We start from the raw sequence: 16014 nt of genomic DNA, 5'->3' as shown, positions 1-16014 counted from the left end.
CGATAAGGCACGGGAGCAGCCTCGGCCAGAACGGCCGAAGCCCTGCCGAAGGCGGGCCGTTCACAGCCTTGCGAGTGGCCGGTGCGGCTCATCGGATGCGCGGCATCGCCCCGCGTTGCGCCATTCGACTATGATGTCATTGTAATCAAAAAAATACATCTGTATCATCATGACACCTTGTCGATCGGGACGTCCTTCATGAGCCGCGCCCTCTTCATTCACGGCCCCCACGATGCGCGCCTCGCGCCGTTTAATCTGCGGGAGGGCGGCCCGGACACGGTGCTCCTGGATGTCGTCGCCGTCGGCCTCTGCGGCTCGGATCTGCACTATTACAAGGACGGCGGCATCGGCTCCGCCCTCATTCAGGCGCCCTTCGTGCCGGGGCACGAATTCGCGGGCTATCTCTGCGAGGATGTCGAGCCGCTCGGCTTGAAGCGCGGCGGCCTTGTTGCAGTCGATCCCAACAAGGCCTGCGGCCATTGCGAATTTTGCGAGCGCGGCCACCCCAATCTCTGCCCGAATGTCGTCTTCATCGGCGCCCCGCCCTATGATGGGGCCATGACCGAGCAGATCTTCGTGCCGGTTTCGCAGGTCGTGCCGGTGCCGCAGAGCTTCTCCCCGCTCGAGGCGGTGATGCTCGAGCCCTTGGGGGTGGCGATCCATGCGGTCGATCTCGCCAAGCCCCGGCTGCTCGAGCGGGTAGCGCTCGTCGGCTGCGGGCCGATCGGCCTGCTCATCCTGCAGGTGCTGAAGGCCGCAGGCGCCGGCGAAATTCTGGCGGTCGATCCCCAGGAGCATCGCCGCGCCATGGCAGCGCGCCTCGGCGCCGACCGGGTCGGCGTCTCCGTGCAGGACATTCGCGCCTGGACCGAGCGGGAGGGTTGCCCGCTGGTGATCGAGGCGACCAATTCGCCGGACGGCTTCCGCGATGCGGTTCTCGCCGCCAAGATCGGCGGGCGCATCGTGCTCGTCGGCATCCCCGACGGCGACACCTATACGCTGCCTGCTGCCGAGGCGCGGCGGCGCGGCCTGAAGATCAAATTCGCCCGCCGGATGGGGGAGGTTTATCCGCGCGCCATCGAACTCGTGGCCGAAGCCAAGGTCGACGTCACCACCCTGGTGACGGACGAAGTCGGCCTGGACGAGGCGCCCGACGCCTTCCGGCGCCATGCCGAGAACGCGCCGGGCGTGATCAAGACGCTGATCTATCCACAAGGCAAACCAGCAAAGGGAGGACAAGAATGAAACGGTTATTGCTGGCGACATTGAGCGCCGCCGCACTCATCACCGGTGCCGGCACGCTGACCGCCAAGGCCGACTGGCTGGAGACGGCGGCCGAGCCGCTCAAGGGCACGGAGATCCGGGCGGTCTTCCTCGACCGGCCGGGCTATCGCGCGATCATCAAGCTCCTGCCGGAATTCGAGAAGAAGACCGGCATCAAGGTCAATTACGAGATCGTGCCCTATGAGAACACGCGCGAGAAGGAGGTCTTGAACTTCACCTCCGGCGGCGATCTCACGCTCGCCCTCGTCGACCTCGTCTGGATCGGCGAATTTGCGGAAAACGGCTGGATCGAGCCGATCGACAATTTCGCCAAGGACCCGTCGATCACCGACCCCAATCTCAATCTCAAGGGCTTCTTCCCGCTCCTGCTCGACGCCTTCGGCTCCTGGGGCGGCACCGTCTATGGCCTGCCCTTCGACAATTACTCGGGCCTCCTCTTCTATAATTCCTGCAAGCTCAAGGAGGCCGGCTTCGACAAGCCCCCCGAGACTTGGGACGAGCTTCTGAAAACCTATGCGCCGAAGCTCACCAATGCCGACAAGAAGGAATATGGCTTCGCGCTGCAATCGCGGCGCGGCGAGACGCAGTCCGCCGACAGCTTCATGCGCGTGCTCTGGCCTTTCGGCGGCTCGCTGCTGACGAAGGAGTTCAAGTCCAATCTCATGAGCACGGAAAGCCAGGCGGGCCTCAATTTCCGCCAGGAGCTGATGAAATACATGCCGCCCGGCATCGTGAGCTACGATCACGCCGAGGCGGTCAACGCCCTGGCGCAGGGCCAGGTGGCGATGATCACCGAGTGGTCGGCCTTCTACGGCACGCTGACCGATCCGGCGACCTCGAAGCTCGGCGACTGCCTCGGCGTTGCGCCGGAGCCCGCCGGTCCCGCCGGCCGCTTGCCGGCGCTCGGCGGCTTCTCGCTCGCCGTCGCCTCCCAGGCCTCGGACGAGGAGAAGAAGGCGGCCTGGCTCTTCATCCAATGGGCAACTTCGGAAGAGATCGCCAAACCCTATGTGGAGGCGGGCGGCGTCTCCGGTCGCATGGCCGTCTATAACGACCCCGAGATCAAGGCGAAGTACAAGTTCGTCGAGCCGATGGTCGCCTCCTGGCAGAAGGGCGTGCCGGAGTTCCGTCCGCGCTTCCCCGCCTGGCCGGCGATTTCCGAGATCATCGCCGAATGGGGCACCAAGATGATGCTCGGCGAAGTCTCGGTCGCCGACGGCTCGAAGGAGATCGGCACGCGCATGGAAGCCGTCCTGCAAAAGGAAGGCTATTACGACGGCAAGAAGAAGCTGTTGCAGTAAGCTGAGCGCGACCGCCCACCTCTCCCTTGAGGAAGGCAATCGCATATGCGGACTGTCGTCCCCTCTCCCCGTGTGCGGGGAGAGGGACAGGGTGAGGGGCCCGATGCCGTGTCGGAGAAATCCCCCTCACCCGGCCGCTTTCGCGGCCGACCTCTCCCCGCAAGCGGGGCGAGGTAACGACGTCCGCCACCACATGCTATGACCCTCCCGCTCAAGGGGAGGATGAGCTGCCGTTGCAACCGCCGATCAGGTGAACGTCGATTGACCCTAAGAGCCGTCAGGGAGGTGCCCATGTCCGATATCTACCAGCGCGCCCTGGCCGACCTCGGCCGGGTGTTCGAGCGCATGGACGAGGCGGCCGTCGACGCGGCCGTCGACGTCATCGCCCGGGCAAATCGCATCGCGCTTTACGGCGTCGGCCGAGAAGGCCTGCAGATGAAGGGCTTCGCCATGCGCCTTTTCCATCTCGGCCTCAAGGCCGCGGTGGTCGGCGACATGACGACCCCGCCCATCGGCCGCGGCGACCTCCTCGTCGTCTCGGCCGGACCCGGCGCCTTCTCCACCGTGCTCGGCCTCATGGGCGTCGCCCGCCAAGCCGGGGCCGAGACGCTCGTCGTCACCGCCCAGCCGGATGGCGAGGCGGCAGCGCGCGCCGAGCACGTGCTCGTTCTCCCGGCGCAGACCATGGCTGACGACAGCGGCCCGGCGACCTCGGTTCTGCCCATGGGCTCCCTCTACGAGGGCGCGCAGTTCGTGCTCTTCGAGGTGATGATCCTCAAGCTGCGTGACAAGCTCGGCGTGAGCGCCGAGGCCATGCGCGCCAATCACACCAATCTGGAATAGGCCGCCAGGTGAACATCACCCGGAGATCATGGTGAGCGCCAAGATCGCAAGACCGAACCGAGGCTATGGCCGCTGGACGCCGTTCTGGTTTCTGGCGCCGTCCGTCTTCGCGCTTCTCGCCATCGGCATCTATCCGACGCTCTTTGCGCTCATCACCTCGTTCCGGCGCTACAATATCGCCCGACCGCGCGAGGGCTTTCCCTTCATCGGCTTCGACAACTACGTCAATGTCCTGGGCGACACGACCTTCTGGGATTCGCTCCTGCTCACCGGCCGCTTCTTTCTGACGGTTCTACCCTTCCAGCTCGTCTTCGGCATCGCCATCGCGCTCTTGCTGCACCGGCCGGGGCTCGGCTTTCTACGGGCGCTCGCGCGCGTGTCGCTGGTCGTGCCGCTCGCCACGACCTATGCGGTCGTCGGTCTCATCGGACGGCTGATCTTCAACACGAATTTCGGCGTCGCCAACCAGTTCCTCAACACCCTCGGGATCGGCGGCTTCGATTGGCTGGGCTCGCCGACCGGCGCCTTCATCGCGATCGCCGTGATGGACATCTGGCAATGGACGCCGTTCTGCGCGCTCATCTTTCTCGCCGGCCTTTCGATGGTGCCTGTCGAGATCGAGGAAGCGGCGCGGCTCGAAACACCGTCCAAGCTCGCACTGCTGCGCCACGTGCAGCTGCCCTATCTGCTGCCCGGCCTCACCGCCATCCTGATCCTGCGCTCGGCCGACGTGCTCAAGCTCTTCGACATGGTCTTCGTGATGACGCGCGGCGGCCCAGGCTCGGCGACGGACCTCATCTCCGTTTATGTGCAGCGCGTCGGCTTCCGCGTCTTCGACATGGGCACCGCCTCCGCCCAGGCGATCCTCATGCTCATCCTGGCGATCCTGCTGAGCCGCCTCTACATCCGCATCTTCTACAAGGAGATCGAGTGATGACGACGCCGCTCGCCCGGGTCCTGCACGCGCTCGGCCTTCTGCTCGTGCTCGCCTTCACGCTCTTTCCCTTCTACTGGATGGTATCGTCCAGCCTGAAGGATCAGAGCGATCTGCTCGCCTCGCCGCCGGTCTGGTTCTTCCGCCCGACGCTCGATCACTATGTGGCGGTTCTGGGCGACAACAGCATCCCCAATGCCATTCTGAATTCACTGATCGTGGCGACGGCCACCACCGCGCTCGCCGTCCTCCTCGGCGTGCCCGCCGCCTATGCGCTCGCGCGCTTCGAATTCCGCGGCAAGTCGGATCTCTGGTTCTGGTTCATCTCGAACCGCATGATCAGCCCGATCGTGCTCGCACTGCCCATCTATCTGCTCGCCCGCAATCTCGACCTGCTCGACACGCATCTCGTTCTCATCCTGATCTATCTCACCTTCAACCTGCCGATCGTCGTGTGGATCACGACGGATCAGTTCCGCTCGATCCCCGCCGACCTCGAACAGGCCGCCCGGCTCGAAGGCGCGAACCAGTTCATCATCTTCCGCAAGATCTATGTGCCGCTCGGGGTGCCCGGCATCGCCGTGTCGGCGATCTTCTCCTTCATCTTCTCCTGGAACGAGTTGCTCTATGCCCTCGTCCTGACGCGCCGGGCGGCGCAGACCGCCCCGGTGGTGGCGACGAGCTTCATGTCGGGCTACGAGCTGCCCTGGGGCAAGATCATGGCCACCGGCACGGTGATTGTGCTGCCGGTGATCATCTTCGCCCTGGTCGTCTCGCGCCACATGGTGCGCGGGCTGACCATGGGCGCCACGAAATAGCCATGACGGAGGGACGGAACGGGATGGCCATACCCCTCGGGATCAATCTCTCGTTCTGCGTCAAGCGCTGGGTGACGCCCGATGCCTGGGCGCGCATCGTGCGCGAGGAGCTCGGCCTCGGCCTCGTGCAGCTCTCCTTCGATCTCGTCGATCCGACCTGGCCGGACGACCTCCTGGCGGAGATCGCCTCGGATACCAAAGCGGCCGCCGCGCGCTACGATCTGACCATCCACAGCGCCTTCATCGGGCTTGCGCATTACACCTTCAACCAGCTGCTGCATCCCGATCCGCGGGTGCGCGACTTGGGCGAGGCATGGCTCTTGCGCGCCTACCGCTTTGCCGCGCTTGCCGGCATTCCGGCGGTCGGCGGGCCGCTCGGCGCGATCGCGGCGCGGCCGGATGGCAGCGCGGCCGATGCGATCCCGGATGCGGACTACCGCGATCTCATCGCCCGCATGCACCGCCTGGCGGCGGCGGCGAAGGCCGAAGGGCTCACGGAACTCTATGTGGAGCCGACACCGCTCACCCGCGAATGGCCCTGGACCGTCGATCAGGCCAAACGCATGGCCGTCGACGTGGCGGGCGCGGCGCTGCCCTGGAAATATTGCCTCGACTGGGGCCATGGCACCTTCGAGCCGCTCTATGGGCGCGGGCGGGCGAGCATGGAACCCTGGTTCACGGCGCTTCGCGCCGAGACCGGCATGATCCATCTGCAGCAGACGGACTATCAATACGACCGGCATTGGGACTTCACCGAGCGCGGCGCGGTCGATCCCGGCGCGGCGGCGGAGCTCATCGCGAGAAGTGGGCTCGGCGACAGGCCCGTCTTCCTCGAGGTCTTCTATCCCTTCGAGCGCGACGACGCCTCGGTGCTTGCGGCCGTGCGCGCCTCGGTGCAGCGCATCGCGCCGGCCTTTGCGTGAGGCGCGAAATGGCGCGGCGCCTGGCTGACGAGAATGGCGAGGAGGTGGCGGTCGAGGCCGACCACGAGCGGGCGCGCGTCGCCTGGTACTACTATATCGGCGGTCTCACCCAGCAGGAGATCGCTGAAAAGCTGTCGATCACCCGGCTGCGCGTCAACCGCATCATCGGCCAGGTGCGCACCGACGGGTCGGTGCGCGTTGAGATCCTGATGCCGCTCGCCCGCTGCGTCGCATTGGAGGAAGACCTCAAGACGCGCTTCGGGCTCGCCGGTGCCCGCGTGGTACCTTCGGTCGACGATCCCGCCGAGCAGCAGCGCCTTATCGGCGAGGCGGCGGGGGCCATGCTCGATACCCTCCTCACCGACGGCGAAGCCTTCGGCGTGGGCTGGGGCACGACGCTCTCGGCCGCCACGCGCCGCGTGACGCCGCGTCGCCTTTCCAACGGCTGGGTGGCGACACTGATGGGCGGCCTCACCCGCGGCTCGGGCACCAATACATTCGAAGTCTCGACCGCCTTTGCGCGCGTGCTCGGCGCGGAATGCTATTATCTCGCCGCGCCCATCTATGTGCCGACCCCCGAGAGCCGCGAGGTGCTCCTGACCCATCACGGCCTGGCGGAGGCGCTGCGCCGTGCGCGGCTCGCACAGGTGGCGCTCGTTTCCTGCGGCGACCTTTCCAACCGCTCGCTTCTGGCCACCACGCATGTGGTCGCGGAGAGCCTCGACGATCTGCGGGCGGCGAATGCCGTCGGCGATATCCTCGGCGTCTTCCTCGATGCCGAAGGCCGGCCCGTGGATCATCCTCTCAACGAGCGCGTGATGGCGTTGCCGCTCGGCGATCTGAAGACGATCCCGAAGGCCATTCTTGCGTCCGGCGGGCTGCACAAGCGGGCGATCGTCAAGGCGATCCTGACGGCGGGCTATGTCAAATACCTCGTCACGGATGAAGCCTGCGCCGAGGCGATCCTGTGACGGGCCGGAAGGGAGCATGGATGTGACGACACATCTTCTGGCGATCGACGTCGGCACCCTGTCCGCCCGGGCCGGGCTGTTCGATGCCGCGGGCGCGCTTTTGGCGACCGCCGCCGCGCCGATCACGCTCATGCGCCCGGCCGAGCACCATGCCACCTATCGCATGGACGAGATCTGGGCGGCCGTGAGCCAGGCCGCGACCGCCTGTCTCGGCAAAGCGCCGCAGGCGCGCGCGAGCGTGGCCGCCATCGCTTTCGACGCGACCTCCTCGCTCTATCTTCAGGCGGAAGGTGAGCCGCCGCTCGACGGCGGCGGCGACGTCATCGCCTGGATGGATCATCGCGGCGAGGCCGAGGCGGCGGAGATCGACGCAACCGCTCACCACTTCCTGAGACATGTCGGCGGCGCCGTCTCGCCCGAGATGAACCTGCCGAAGCTGCTGTGGCTCAAACGGCATCGGCCCTCCGCCTTCGCGCGGCTCACCGGAGCGCGTGATCTCTGCGACGAGCTCGCCCGCCGCGCCACCGGCATCGACCGGCATTCGGTGTGCGGTCTCGCCTGCAAATGGCCCTATCTGCCGAATGCCGCCGAGCCCTGGTGCGAGGATCTTCTCGGCACGCTTGGTCTCGAGGGGCTCACCGCGCTCGGCCGCCTGCGGGAACGGCCGGGCCGCGTCGGCGAGGTGCACGGGCCAGTGTCGGAGGCCGGAGCCACGGCGCTCGGCGTGCCTGCGGGCATTCCCGTCGCCATCGGCCTGATCGACGCGGAAGCGGGCGCGCTCGGCGTGCTCGGCCGCAACTTCCAGGCCGAGATGAACCAGCGCCTGCCGATGATCGGCGGCACCTCCACCTGCTATATGCCCTTCGCTTCCGACGAGCGGCATATTCCCGGCATTTGGGGGCCGTTCAAGGATGCCGTCTTTGCCGGCTACTGGATGCACGAGGCAGGGCAGAGCGTTTCCGGCGCGGCGCTCGATGCGGTTTTGGCTCACCATCCGGCGAGCCCCGGCCCGCCCTCGGCCGAGCGTCACGCCGAAACCGCCACGGCCATTCTCGCCATCCTCGACCAGGAAGGGCCCGCCTTCGGCGCCCGCCGTCACGTCGTACCCGATTGGCTGGGCAATCGCGCGCCGCTCGGCGACGGGCGCGTGCGCGCGCTGCTCACCGGCATCGGCGAGGAGACGAGCCGCCGCTCCTTCCTCGAAGCTTATTATGCCGCCGCCCGCGCGCTCGCCCTGCAGACGCGCCACATCATCGAGCATTTCAACGGGCACGGCTTTGCCATCGACCGCCTCGCGCTCGCCGGCGGGCATCTGCACAATCCGCTCCTGCGCAGGCTCTATCGCGACGCCAGCGGCGTCGCCCTCGTCGTCAGCGATGCGCCCGAACCGGTGCTGCGCGGCACGGCGATGGTGGCCGCGGTTGCAGCCGGGCTCGAGCCAGATCTCTTCGCCGCGCTTGCCGCCATGGCACCCGACGAGCGGGTCGAGCACGCCGATCCCGCCTGGGCCCAGGCACATGACGACGCCTACCAGATTTATCGCAAGCTCTTTGCCATCCGTAACGAGATCGAAGCCATGCGGATCGCACGACTGGAAGAGGTTGGAGCCAACTGATGTCCTTTCTGCGTCTCGACAATGTCGTCAAGCGGTTCGGCGACGCGACCGTGATCAACGGCGTCAGCCTGTCCGCCGAGCGCGGCGAGTTCGTCGTCTTCGTGGGTCCCTCGGGCTGCGGAAAGTCGACGCTGCTGCGCATGATCGCCGGCCTCGAGGACATTTCCGACGGCGATGTGGCGATCGACGGCAAGGTGGTGACGCATGTGGAACCGGCCCACCGGCAGGTCGCCATGGTCTTCCAGTCCTACGCGCTCTACCCGCATATGAGCGTCTTCGAGAACATGGCCTTCGGCCTGAAGATGGTGAAGACGCCGGCCGCGGAGATCGACCGCCGCGTGCGCGAGGTCGCCCGCATCCTGCAGATCGAGCCGCTTCTCGCGAGGAAGCCGCGCCAGCTCTCCGGCGGGCAGCGCCAGCGCGTCGCGATCGGCCGGGCGCTCGTCCGCAACCCCCGGCTGTTCCTGTTCGACGAGCCCCTGTCGAATCTCGACGCGGAGCTGCGCACCCAGATGCGGGTCGAGATCGCCCGCCTGCATCGTGATCTCGGCGCGACCATGGTCTATGTCACCCACGACCAGATCGAGGCGATGACGCTTGCCGATCGCATCGTCGTGCTGCGGGCCGGCGAGGTCGAGCAGATCGGCGCGCCGACGGAACTCTACGACCGCCCCGCCAATATCTTCGTCGCCGGCTTCATCGGCTCGCCGAAGATGAATTTTCTGAAGGCGACCGTATCCTCGGTCGAAGACCGCCGCGTCACCCTCGCCCATTCCGCCTTCGCCGGCGGAACCCTCGTCGCGGAGATGCGCCACGAGGGCGGCGCGCGCACCGGCGAGCCGGTCACAGTGGGCTTGCGGCCAGAGCATCTCGAACTGCGACCGGCTACGCCTACTCTCACGCTCACGGCCGATTTCGCCGAAAATCTGGGCGGCGCCACGCAGATCTATGCCGTGGCGGACGACCGCGACGAGACGGTGACAGTCGTGACATCCGGCCGGCCCACGGTGACCCGCGGCGAGGCCCTGCCGCTCGGCATCGATCCCCGCCACATCTATCTCTTCGACGAGAAGGGCCAAGCCCTCTAGTGGCACCCGCGACGGGCATCTTTCGTCATCGGCCGAAACCCGAAATCTCTTGAGACGAGCGGCATCTCACTGAAACGCCCAAGGCCCGCCATGGACAGCTTTCTCGGCATCGACGTCGGCACCTCCTCCGTCAAGGCGATCCTCGTCGACCGCGACCAGCGCCTCGTCGCCGAGGGCTCCATGCCGGTTCCGGTCTCGCGGCCGCGCCCGCTCTGGTCGGAGCAGGATCCCGAGGACTGGTGGCGCGCTACCCTCTCTGCCGTCGAAACCGTGCGCGCCAAGGCGCCCGAGGCTTTCGCGGGGCTTTGCAGCATCGGCCTTTCCGGCCAGCAGCACAGCGCAACGCTCCTGGGCGCCGATGGGCGGGTGCTGAGGCCGGCCATTCTCTGGAACGATGGCCGCTGCGGCGCCGAATGCGCGGAGCTGACAGCGCGCGTGCCGGACTTCACGCGCCGCTCGTCCAATATCGCCATGACGGGTTTCACCGCCCCTAAGCTTCTCTGGGTGGCGCGCCACGAGTCGGAGGTTTTCGCGGCGACCGCCAAGGTGCTCCTGCCCAAGGACGTCGTGCGCTGGCGGCTCTCGGGTGCCTTCGTCTCGGACATGTCGGACTCGGCCGGCACGCTCTGGATGGACATCGGCCGCCGGATCTGGGACGACGATCTCCTCGCCGCCTGCGGGATGCGCCGCGCGCAGATGCCCGACCTCGTCGAAGGCTCGGACGTATCGGCGATGCTCGCAGCCGATCTCGCCACGTCCTGGGGGCTCGCCGGGCGGCGCATTCCGATCGCCGGCGGCGGCGGCGACAATGCCTCGTCGGCGGTCGGCATCGGCGCGGTGAATGCGGGCGAAGGCTTCCTGTCCCTCGGCACTTCCGGCGTGCTCTTTGCCACCACCGATCGGCTCGTCACGCTACCGGAGCGGACGCTGCACGCCTTCTGCCACGCCCTGCCCGAGCGCTGGCACGGCATGGCCGTCGTCCTCTCCGCGGCGGCCGCCCTGCAATGGCTCGCCGCTTTTGCCGGCCATGCGCATGACATCGGCGGCCTGATCGCCGAGGCGGAGGCTTTCGCCAGCGATGCCGCCCAGCGCGAGACGGCGCCCATCTTCCTGCCCTATCTCACCGGCGAGCGTACGCCGCACAACGACCCCGACGCGACCGCCACCTTCGCCAATCTACGCGCTGAGCACGGCCGGCCGGCGATGACCTATGCGGTGCTCGAAGGTGTCGCCTTCGCGCTCGCTGATTGTCTCGATGTGCTGGTCGATGCGGGTGCCGCGCCGAATGCGCTAACCCTCGTCGGCGGCGGTTCGCGCAGCGCCTTCTGGAACAGCCTCATCGCGGACGTGCTCGGCGTCACCCTCGATCTGCCGGACGGCGCGGAGGTGGGGGCCGCCTTCGGCGCGGCGCGGCTCGGCATGCTCGCGGCGGGCGTAGGCACCACGGCCGCGGTCTGCACGCGCCCGGCGCTGCGCCGCCGTTTCGTGCCGGACGAGACGAAGGCCGGAACGCTGCAAGCCCGCCGCGGCCGCTTTCGGGAGTTCTACCGGCCCTTGCGCCACGTCTAGACGAGCCTGTTCCAGGAAAGGATGCCCCGATGATCCGTTTCGGCATGCACGCCAGCCTATGGGCCCCGCACTGGAGCCGCGAGGCCGCGGAAAAGATCGTGCCCGATGCTGCCCGGCACGGCCTCAGCGTAATCGAAATCCCGCTGCTCGATCCGGACGGGGTGGACGCCGCCCATTCCGCGGCGCTCTTTGCCGCCCATGGGGTGAGCCCGACCTGCTCGCTCGGCCTGCCGCCGGACGTCGGCGCCCCTCTCCAGCCGAAGAAGGCCGAGGAATTTCTCACGCGTGTGCTCAAGGTCAGCCACGCGCTCGGCGCCACCTATCTCGGCGGCGTCATCTTCTCGACGCTCGGCTATCACAGCGGAAAGCCGCCGACCGAAGCGGAATACGATGGCATCGTCGCGGCATTGAAGCCGGTCGCGCGGCGCGCGGCCGATCTCGGCATCACGCTCGGGCTCGAACCCTGCAACCGCTATGAAACCCATCTCCTCAACACCGCCGCGCAAGGCGTGATGCTGCTCGAGCGGATCGGCGAGCCCAATCTCACCATCCATCTCGACACCTACCACATGAATATCGAAGAAAAGGGCTACGCGAACGGCCTGAAGGCGGCGCAAGGCCAATGCGCCTATGTGCATCTCTCGGAGAGCGACCGCGGCGTCCCCGGCACGGGCACGATCGACTGGGATGACGTCTTCCGCGGACTGAAAACCGTGAGTTTCGATGGCGATCTCGTCATCGAATCCTTCGTCACCATGCCGCCCTCGCTCGCCGCCGCACTTTCCGTTTGGCGGCCGGTGGCCAAGGATGCCGAAGAGGTGTTGCGCGAGGGCGTGCCTTTCCTGAAGGCGAAGGCCCGCGAGCACGGGCTGAGCTTCTGACGGTTTCGGGGTGCTGCCGGCCGATCAGGCGTCCGTGCCCCCTTCACCGCAAGCTGTCCCAGAGAATGGGCCGGACCTGCAGCGTGTCCTCGCCGCGATGCAAGGCGATGGAGAGCCGGAAGGAATGGGCGATCCGCAACGCCCGATCCATGAAGAGCTCGGCCACCTCGGGAGGGCACAGGCGATCGACTGTTTTCCGAAAGAGCGTCAGCCAGCGCCGAAAGTGCCTCTCGTCGAGACCGGGGATCGCCAAATGAGGCGACAGGGGCCGGCCCTCATACCGGTCCGTGCGCAGCAGCGTCGAGGACCAGAAGGCGCACATCTTTGCCAGGTGGTTCGGCCATGCGTCCGGTGCGATGGCGCCGTTGAAGATCGGCCCGAGCAAGTCGTCATGCCGGATTTCTTCATAGAAGCCATGCACGACGGCATGCACCATCGCTTCGTCGAGCGCATCCGGAAGCGGCTTGCCTGCAACGATCATCCTGCGTTCCGGCGCGGAGCGTCCCTTCATCGATCTGTTCTCAATTCCGTCTGATCTGCATCTCGCCAACAGAAGGTGCACTGATGGACTTTTTCAAGATCGCGATAGTTCCGTCAAAGGAGCTGGATGAACCAGCGCGCTTGGTTATAGTCCGACACTGGTCATAACCGAGATGACATGATGGATCTAGCGCTTGCCCTCAGGGCCTTCGTCCGCACCGTCGAGCGCGGTTCGGTGACCGCCGCGGCCAAAGATCTGGGCGTGTCCCAGCCAGCCGTGACCAAGCATCTGCGCAATCTGGAAGCTCACGTCGGCGCGCGTTTGGTGGAACGTTCCGCACGCATCGTCAGGCCGACGCCGCTCGGACAGATGCTCTATGAGGCGAGCCAGCCCGCGCTCGCCTCCATCGATGCCGCCGTGGAAGGCGTCAGGCGCAATATGGGAACGGTCGAGGGTCTGCTTCGGGTTCACGCGCCAACATGCGTCGGAGCCAAGCATCTTCACCCAATCGCCATGGAGTTCCAGGCCCGCCATCCGACCATTTCGATCGATCTCGTGCTTGAAGACCGCGTCGTTGATCTCGTCTATGAGAACTTCGACCTTGGTATCAAATATGGCCGCCCCGACGGGCAGGACCTTATTATCCGAAGCCTGGGCCTCATTCGCCGGATTTTGGTCGCATCGCCGGCGTTTCTCGCCAAATATGGGCCGATCGACACCCTCGAGAGGCTCGCTGAGATCGACATGGTAACGACGGCGGCGGTCTTGTCGCCCCGCGACACGCTCCTTCTGCAGCGGGGCCATGAGGGTGCTGAAGTCCGCCTACGCGCGATACTCAGGACGAATAATGCGAATGTGATCGTCAACTCACTCATGACGGGCCGCGTCGCCGGGCCGGTCCAGCATCTCCTCGTCGATGACGAGCTAAAGTCCGGCAAGCTGATACGCATCCTTCCGGACTATGAGGTCAGGTCACATGAGATCTTCATGGCTTTTCCGTCCGTTCGCTTCATGCGCCCTGCGGTGAGAGCATTCACGGACTTCGTCGTTCCACGCCTCAGGGCTGTGGAGGGCATTGATCCGCTGCAGCGGCCGTCGCCGCGGCGCGATCTTTTGTCGGTCGACGGGCGCAGGGTCGCTCAGGCCGAGGCGCAGGATTCATTCGCCAGCGTAGCGGCGATGGAATCATAACCATCAGATATAGGCGCTATAAGCTCATAACCGATCGACAGATGGCCGTCTCAGCAGTAGCTGAAGGTCGGGTATTCCGGAAAGATGAACAGCGATGGTGACGCGACGTGCCGTACTGGCGATGGGATCGAGCATGCTTGCGGGATGTGTTTCACATCCACGAAACAGCGCGATGGAGCCGGAGGCTCCAGCCATCGACCCCTCTTATCTGCGGATGTATGCCGCACTGGACGATGAACCATTTCCGGTCCCCGCGATCGACCTCAGGGAGGTCGACCCGCGTTTCTGGCGGCGCGAGATTTCCTACGATACGCAGGAGCAGCCCGGTACTGTGGTCGTCGATCCCGGCGCGCGGCATGCCTATCTCGTGATGGAGCGAGGCCGCGCAATCCGTTACGGCGTCGGCGTGGGCAAGGAGGAGGCCTTCAACTTTCAAGGGCCCGCCACGGTCGGACGAAAGGCGCAATGGCCGCGCTGGACACCGACCCGCGACATGATCCGCCGCGACCCGGACCGCTACGCACAATATGCCGGCGGCTTGCCGGGCGGCAGTGGCAACCCCTTGGGCCCACGGGCGCTCTATCTCTACAGGAACGGGCAGGACACCCTTTATCGCCTGCACGGCACCGTCGAGCCCTGGACGATCGGCACGATGGTGTCCTCCGGCTGCGTCCGCTTCCTCAACCAGGACATCATCGACCTCTATCGCCGCGTCCCGGTCGGCAGCCGGGTCGTCGTCCTGCCCGCGTCGCCCAGCGTGGTCTGAGCAATCGGCTCCGGGTCCTCTGGCGGGCGGGAATCAAGTAAAGGGTAACTCCCATGCAGCGCGAAACAGCGATCGATATCGTTCATCGATTCTGGACCGAAGTCTGGCGCTCGCCACAAAATCCCGACGCCATAAACGCCTTGGTTCATGAGGATTTCGTGATCACATCGGGCGGCCACGAGATCCGGTCGCGCGAAGCCTTCAAGCAATGGGTCATCAGCTTTCAGACGAAAGTCGAGGACATCGAATTCGAAGTCCTCGACATCTTCCAGAGTGAGGACGGCACGCGGGTCGCGACGCGCTGGCGGCTTACGGGCCGAAACAACGGCTTTCTCGGCACAGAAGCCGATGGGGCTCCCCTCACCATGGTGGGCAACGCCATCATCGCAGTCGGCGAGGATGGATTGCTGCGCCACAATTGGGTCGACCGAAACGCCTACGAGCTGCATGGCCATCTCACCGGCAACAGGCGTATCGTCTAACGCCTGCCCCGGCCAAGGCTTCGTCACCCGCAACGTCCGCGGCAGGCTTATGCGGACGCGACGGCGCCCGCGATCAGCAATAACCCGGCTGTAACCGCGATGGCTCCAATGGCCTGAGCAACGCGGCTACCTCCCGGCGCGAGACGCTCGATGGTGATGGCCGCCGTCACAAGAGCCATGATGCTCAAGTCCATGACCCCGAGGACGAGGAGGATCACCATCAACCCGCCACAGGAATAGCTGCAGCGCAGGCCCAACCGCAGCCCATGGCGCAAGGCCGTGCCGGCATCCGTAGGCATGATACTGGCCTGCCCCGGTGCTTCCCGGCAGCAGGCCAAATGACGCGCTTTCCAGGCGGTGAACTGCAGCGCGCCGGCGAGCAGGACGACGAGACCGGCGGCGATGGGAAGGGCGCGCGCCACCTCCGGCTGTCGCAGCGCCAGCTCCGCCAAGGCGGCCCCCAGGGGAAAGGCGGCCACTCCCCACATTGCCCACACGAGGAAATAGGCCGAGCCCACCAATGTGGTGAGCCGGCCGAGCCGCATCACGCCCGCGCGGCCGACCGCCTGGCGGTAGCGCCCGAGCATGGGGACGAGGCAGGGCAGCATCATCGCCACCATCATCACCACCCACATGCCGAGGAATGAGCTTGCAGCGCCGAGCCAGGTCTGTCCGCACATCGGCATCCAGGCCATCGATAGCGTCCAGCCGCCCGGCATCGGCATTCCGCCCATGGTCGTCATAGACGCGCCCCAGACCACCGTCGCCGTCGCGCTGGCGGCGAAGAGAAGCCCCGCGGTGGCGAGGAAGGCCCGCTGGGACGCCATGTCCCGCGAGACCTCCCCATGTCGGGGCGCATCAGCGGCG

At 66.3% G+C, this 16014-nt stretch carries 16 protein-coding genes; 14 read left to right on the top strand and 2 right to left on the bottom strand.

Annotation, left to right across the window (positions count from 1 at the left end):
* Nucleotides 1-198 precede the first annotated feature (198 nt).
* The 11 genes from ACFQU1_RS10150 to ACFQU1_RS10100 all read left to right on the top strand — a co-directional run bounded on the left by ACFQU1_RS10150 (nt 199) and on the right by ACFQU1_RS10100 (nt 12227).
* Entirely contained in the window at nt 199-1245 is a 1047-nt protein-coding gene (locus ACFQU1_RS10150) for a zinc-binding dehydrogenase (protein WP_378132007.1), read from the top strand.
* Nucleotides 1242-2585: an ABC transporter substrate-binding protein gene (locus ACFQU1_RS10145; protein ID WP_378132005.1), complete on the top strand. Its 1344-nt coding sequence runs from the start codon at nt 1242-1244 to the stop codon at nt 2583-2585. The genes ACFQU1_RS10150 and ACFQU1_RS10145 overlap by 4 nt, the downstream gene beginning before the upstream one ends.
* A 291-nt stretch (nt 2586-2876) precedes the next feature.
* Complete coding sequence (locus ACFQU1_RS10140; protein WP_378132003.1) at nt 2877-3428, top strand: SIS domain-containing protein; 552 nt, start codon at nt 2877-2879, stop codon at nt 3426-3428.
* 31 nt (nt 3429-3459) lie between these two features.
* Nucleotides 3460-4362 carry a carbohydrate ABC transporter permease gene (locus ACFQU1_RS10135; protein WP_378132000.1) on the top strand — a complete coding sequence of 301 codons (903 nt, stop codon included), beginning with the start codon at nt 3460-3462 and terminating at the stop codon, nt 4360-4362.
* Nucleotides 4362-5180: a carbohydrate ABC transporter permease gene (locus ACFQU1_RS10130; protein ID WP_378131998.1), complete on the top strand. Its 819-nt coding sequence runs from the start codon at nt 4362-4364 to the stop codon at nt 5178-5180. Before ACFQU1_RS10135 ends, ACFQU1_RS10130 begins: the two co-directional genes overlap by 1 nt.
* Nucleotides 5181-5203: 23 nt before the next feature.
* Complete coding sequence (locus ACFQU1_RS10125; RefSeq protein WP_378131996.1) at nt 5204-6103, top strand: sugar phosphate isomerase/epimerase family protein; 900 nt, start codon at nt 5204-5206, stop codon at nt 6101-6103.
* Between the two features lie 8 nt (nt 6104-6111).
* A complete protein-coding gene (locus tag ACFQU1_RS10120; protein ID WP_378131994.1) occupies nt 6112-7074 on the top strand; it encodes a sugar-binding transcriptional regulator in 963 nt (320 codons plus the stop codon).
* Nucleotides 7075-7096: 22 nt separating this feature from the next.
* Complete coding sequence (locus ACFQU1_RS10115; RefSeq protein ID WP_378131992.1) at nt 7097-8689, top strand: FGGY-family carbohydrate kinase; 1593 nt, start codon at nt 7097-7099, stop codon at nt 8687-8689.
* Nucleotides 8689-9777, top strand: a complete 1089-nt coding sequence (locus ACFQU1_RS10110) for an ABC transporter ATP-binding protein (protein WP_378131990.1) — start codon at nt 8689-8691, stop codon at nt 9775-9777. The genes ACFQU1_RS10115 and ACFQU1_RS10110 overlap by 1 nt, the downstream gene beginning before the upstream one ends.
* A 90-nt stretch (nt 9778-9867) precedes the next feature.
* A complete protein-coding gene (gene xylB, locus ACFQU1_RS10105; protein ID WP_378131988.1) occupies nt 9868-11346 on the top strand; it encodes a xylulokinase in 1479 nt (492 codons plus the stop codon).
* Nucleotides 11347-11375: 29 nt separating this feature from the next.
* Nucleotides 11376-12227, top strand: a complete 852-nt coding sequence (locus ACFQU1_RS10100) for a sugar phosphate isomerase/epimerase family protein (protein ID WP_378131986.1) — start codon at nt 11376-11378, stop codon at nt 12225-12227.
* Nucleotides 12228-12270: 43 nt separating this feature from the next.
* Here the strand turns inward: ACFQU1_RS10100 and ACFQU1_RS10095 are convergent, their stop codons facing one another.
* The gene (locus ACFQU1_RS10095; protein ID WP_378131983.1) at nt 12271-12708 is read right to left on the bottom strand and encodes a group III truncated hemoglobin; all 438 of its coding nucleotides are present in this window, start codon (nt 12706-12708) and stop codon (nt 12271-12273) included.
* A 177-nt stretch (nt 12709-12885) separates the two neighbouring features.
* Between ACFQU1_RS10095 and ACFQU1_RS10090 the strand changes: the two genes are divergently transcribed.
* The 3 genes from ACFQU1_RS10090 (at nt 12886) to ACFQU1_RS10080 (ending at nt 15147) form a co-directional block, all read left to right on the top strand.
* Complete coding sequence (locus ACFQU1_RS10090) at nt 12886-13899, top strand: LysR family transcriptional regulator (RefSeq protein WP_378131981.1); 1014 nt, start codon at nt 12886-12888, stop codon at nt 13897-13899.
* 94 nt (nt 13900-13993) lie between these two features.
* Nucleotides 13994-14665: a L,D-transpeptidase gene (locus ACFQU1_RS10085; RefSeq protein WP_378131980.1), complete on the top strand. Its 672-nt coding sequence runs from the start codon at nt 13994-13996 to the stop codon at nt 14663-14665.
* A gap of 53 nt (nt 14666-14718) precedes the next feature.
* A complete protein-coding gene (locus ACFQU1_RS10080; protein ID WP_378131977.1) occupies nt 14719-15147 on the top strand; it encodes an ester cyclase in 429 nt (142 codons plus the stop codon).
* A gap of 47 nt (nt 15148-15194) precedes the next feature.
* Here ACFQU1_RS10080 and ACFQU1_RS10075 read toward each other — a convergent pair whose 3' ends face one another.
* Nucleotides 15195-15974, bottom strand: coding sequence for a DUF2182 domain-containing protein (locus tag ACFQU1_RS10075; RefSeq protein WP_378131975.1), 780 nt, complete (start codon nt 15972-15974; stop codon nt 15195-15197).
* Nucleotides 15975-16014: the final 40 nt, after the last annotated feature.

Origin of the sequence: Chelatococcus sp. GCM10030263 (assembly GCF_042666455.1) — a bacterium.
Taxonomy (GTDB): domain Bacteria; phylum Pseudomonadota; class Alphaproteobacteria; order Rhizobiales; family Beijerinckiaceae; genus Chelatococcus.
Note: the sequence above shows the minus strand (reverse complement) of the source record. Positions and strands in the feature narration are given on the sequence as shown.

Bases quoted from the DNA above. Each gene is read 5' to 3' on its own strand.
- ACFQU1_RS10150 (WP_378132007.1), top strand. From the start codon at position 199: ATGAGCCGCGCCCTCTTCATTCACGGCCCCCACGATGCGCGCCTCGCG.
- ACFQU1_RS10145 (WP_378132005.1), top strand. From the start codon at position 1,242: ATGAAACGGTTATTGCTGGCGACATTGAGCGCCGCCGCACTCATCACC.
- ACFQU1_RS10140 (WP_378132003.1), top strand. From the start codon at position 2,877: ATGTCCGATATCTACCAGCGCGCCCTGGCCGACCTCGGCCGGGTGTTC.
- ACFQU1_RS10130 (WP_378131998.1), top strand. From the start codon at position 4,362: ATGACGACGCCGCTCGCCCGGGTCCTGCACGCGCTCGGCCTTCTGCTC.
- ACFQU1_RS10125 (WP_378131996.1), top strand. From the start codon at position 5,204: ATGGCCATACCCCTCGGGATCAATCTCTCGTTCTGCGTCAAGCGCTGG.
- ACFQU1_RS10120 (WP_378131994.1), top strand. From the start codon at position 6,112: ATGGCGCGGCGCCTGGCTGACGAGAATGGCGAGGAGGTGGCGGTCGAG.
- ACFQU1_RS10110 (WP_378131990.1), top strand. From the start codon at position 8,689: ATGTCCTTTCTGCGTCTCGACAATGTCGTCAAGCGGTTCGGCGACGCG.
- xylB (WP_378131988.1), top strand. From the start codon at position 9,868: ATGGACAGCTTTCTCGGCATCGACGTCGGCACCTCCTCCGTCAAGGCG.
- ACFQU1_RS10100 (WP_378131986.1), top strand. From the start codon at position 11,376: ATGATCCGTTTCGGCATGCACGCCAGCCTATGGGCCCCGCACTGGAGC.
- ACFQU1_RS10095 (WP_378131983.1), bottom strand. From the start codon at position 12,708: ATGATCGTTGCAGGCAAGCCGCTTCCGGATGCGCTCGACGAAGCGATG.
- ACFQU1_RS10090 (WP_378131981.1), top strand. From the start codon at position 12,886: ATGATGGATCTAGCGCTTGCCCTCAGGGCCTTCGTCCGCACCGTCGAG.
- ACFQU1_RS10085 (WP_378131980.1), top strand. From the start codon at position 13,994: ATGGTGACGCGACGTGCCGTACTGGCGATGGGATCGAGCATGCTTGCG.
- ACFQU1_RS10080 (WP_378131977.1), top strand. From the start codon at position 14,719: ATGCAGCGCGAAACAGCGATCGATATCGTTCATCGATTCTGGACCGAA.
- ACFQU1_RS10075 (WP_378131975.1), bottom strand. From the start codon at position 15,974: ATGGCGTCCCAGCGGGCCTTCCTCGCCACCGCGGGGCTTCTCTTCGCC.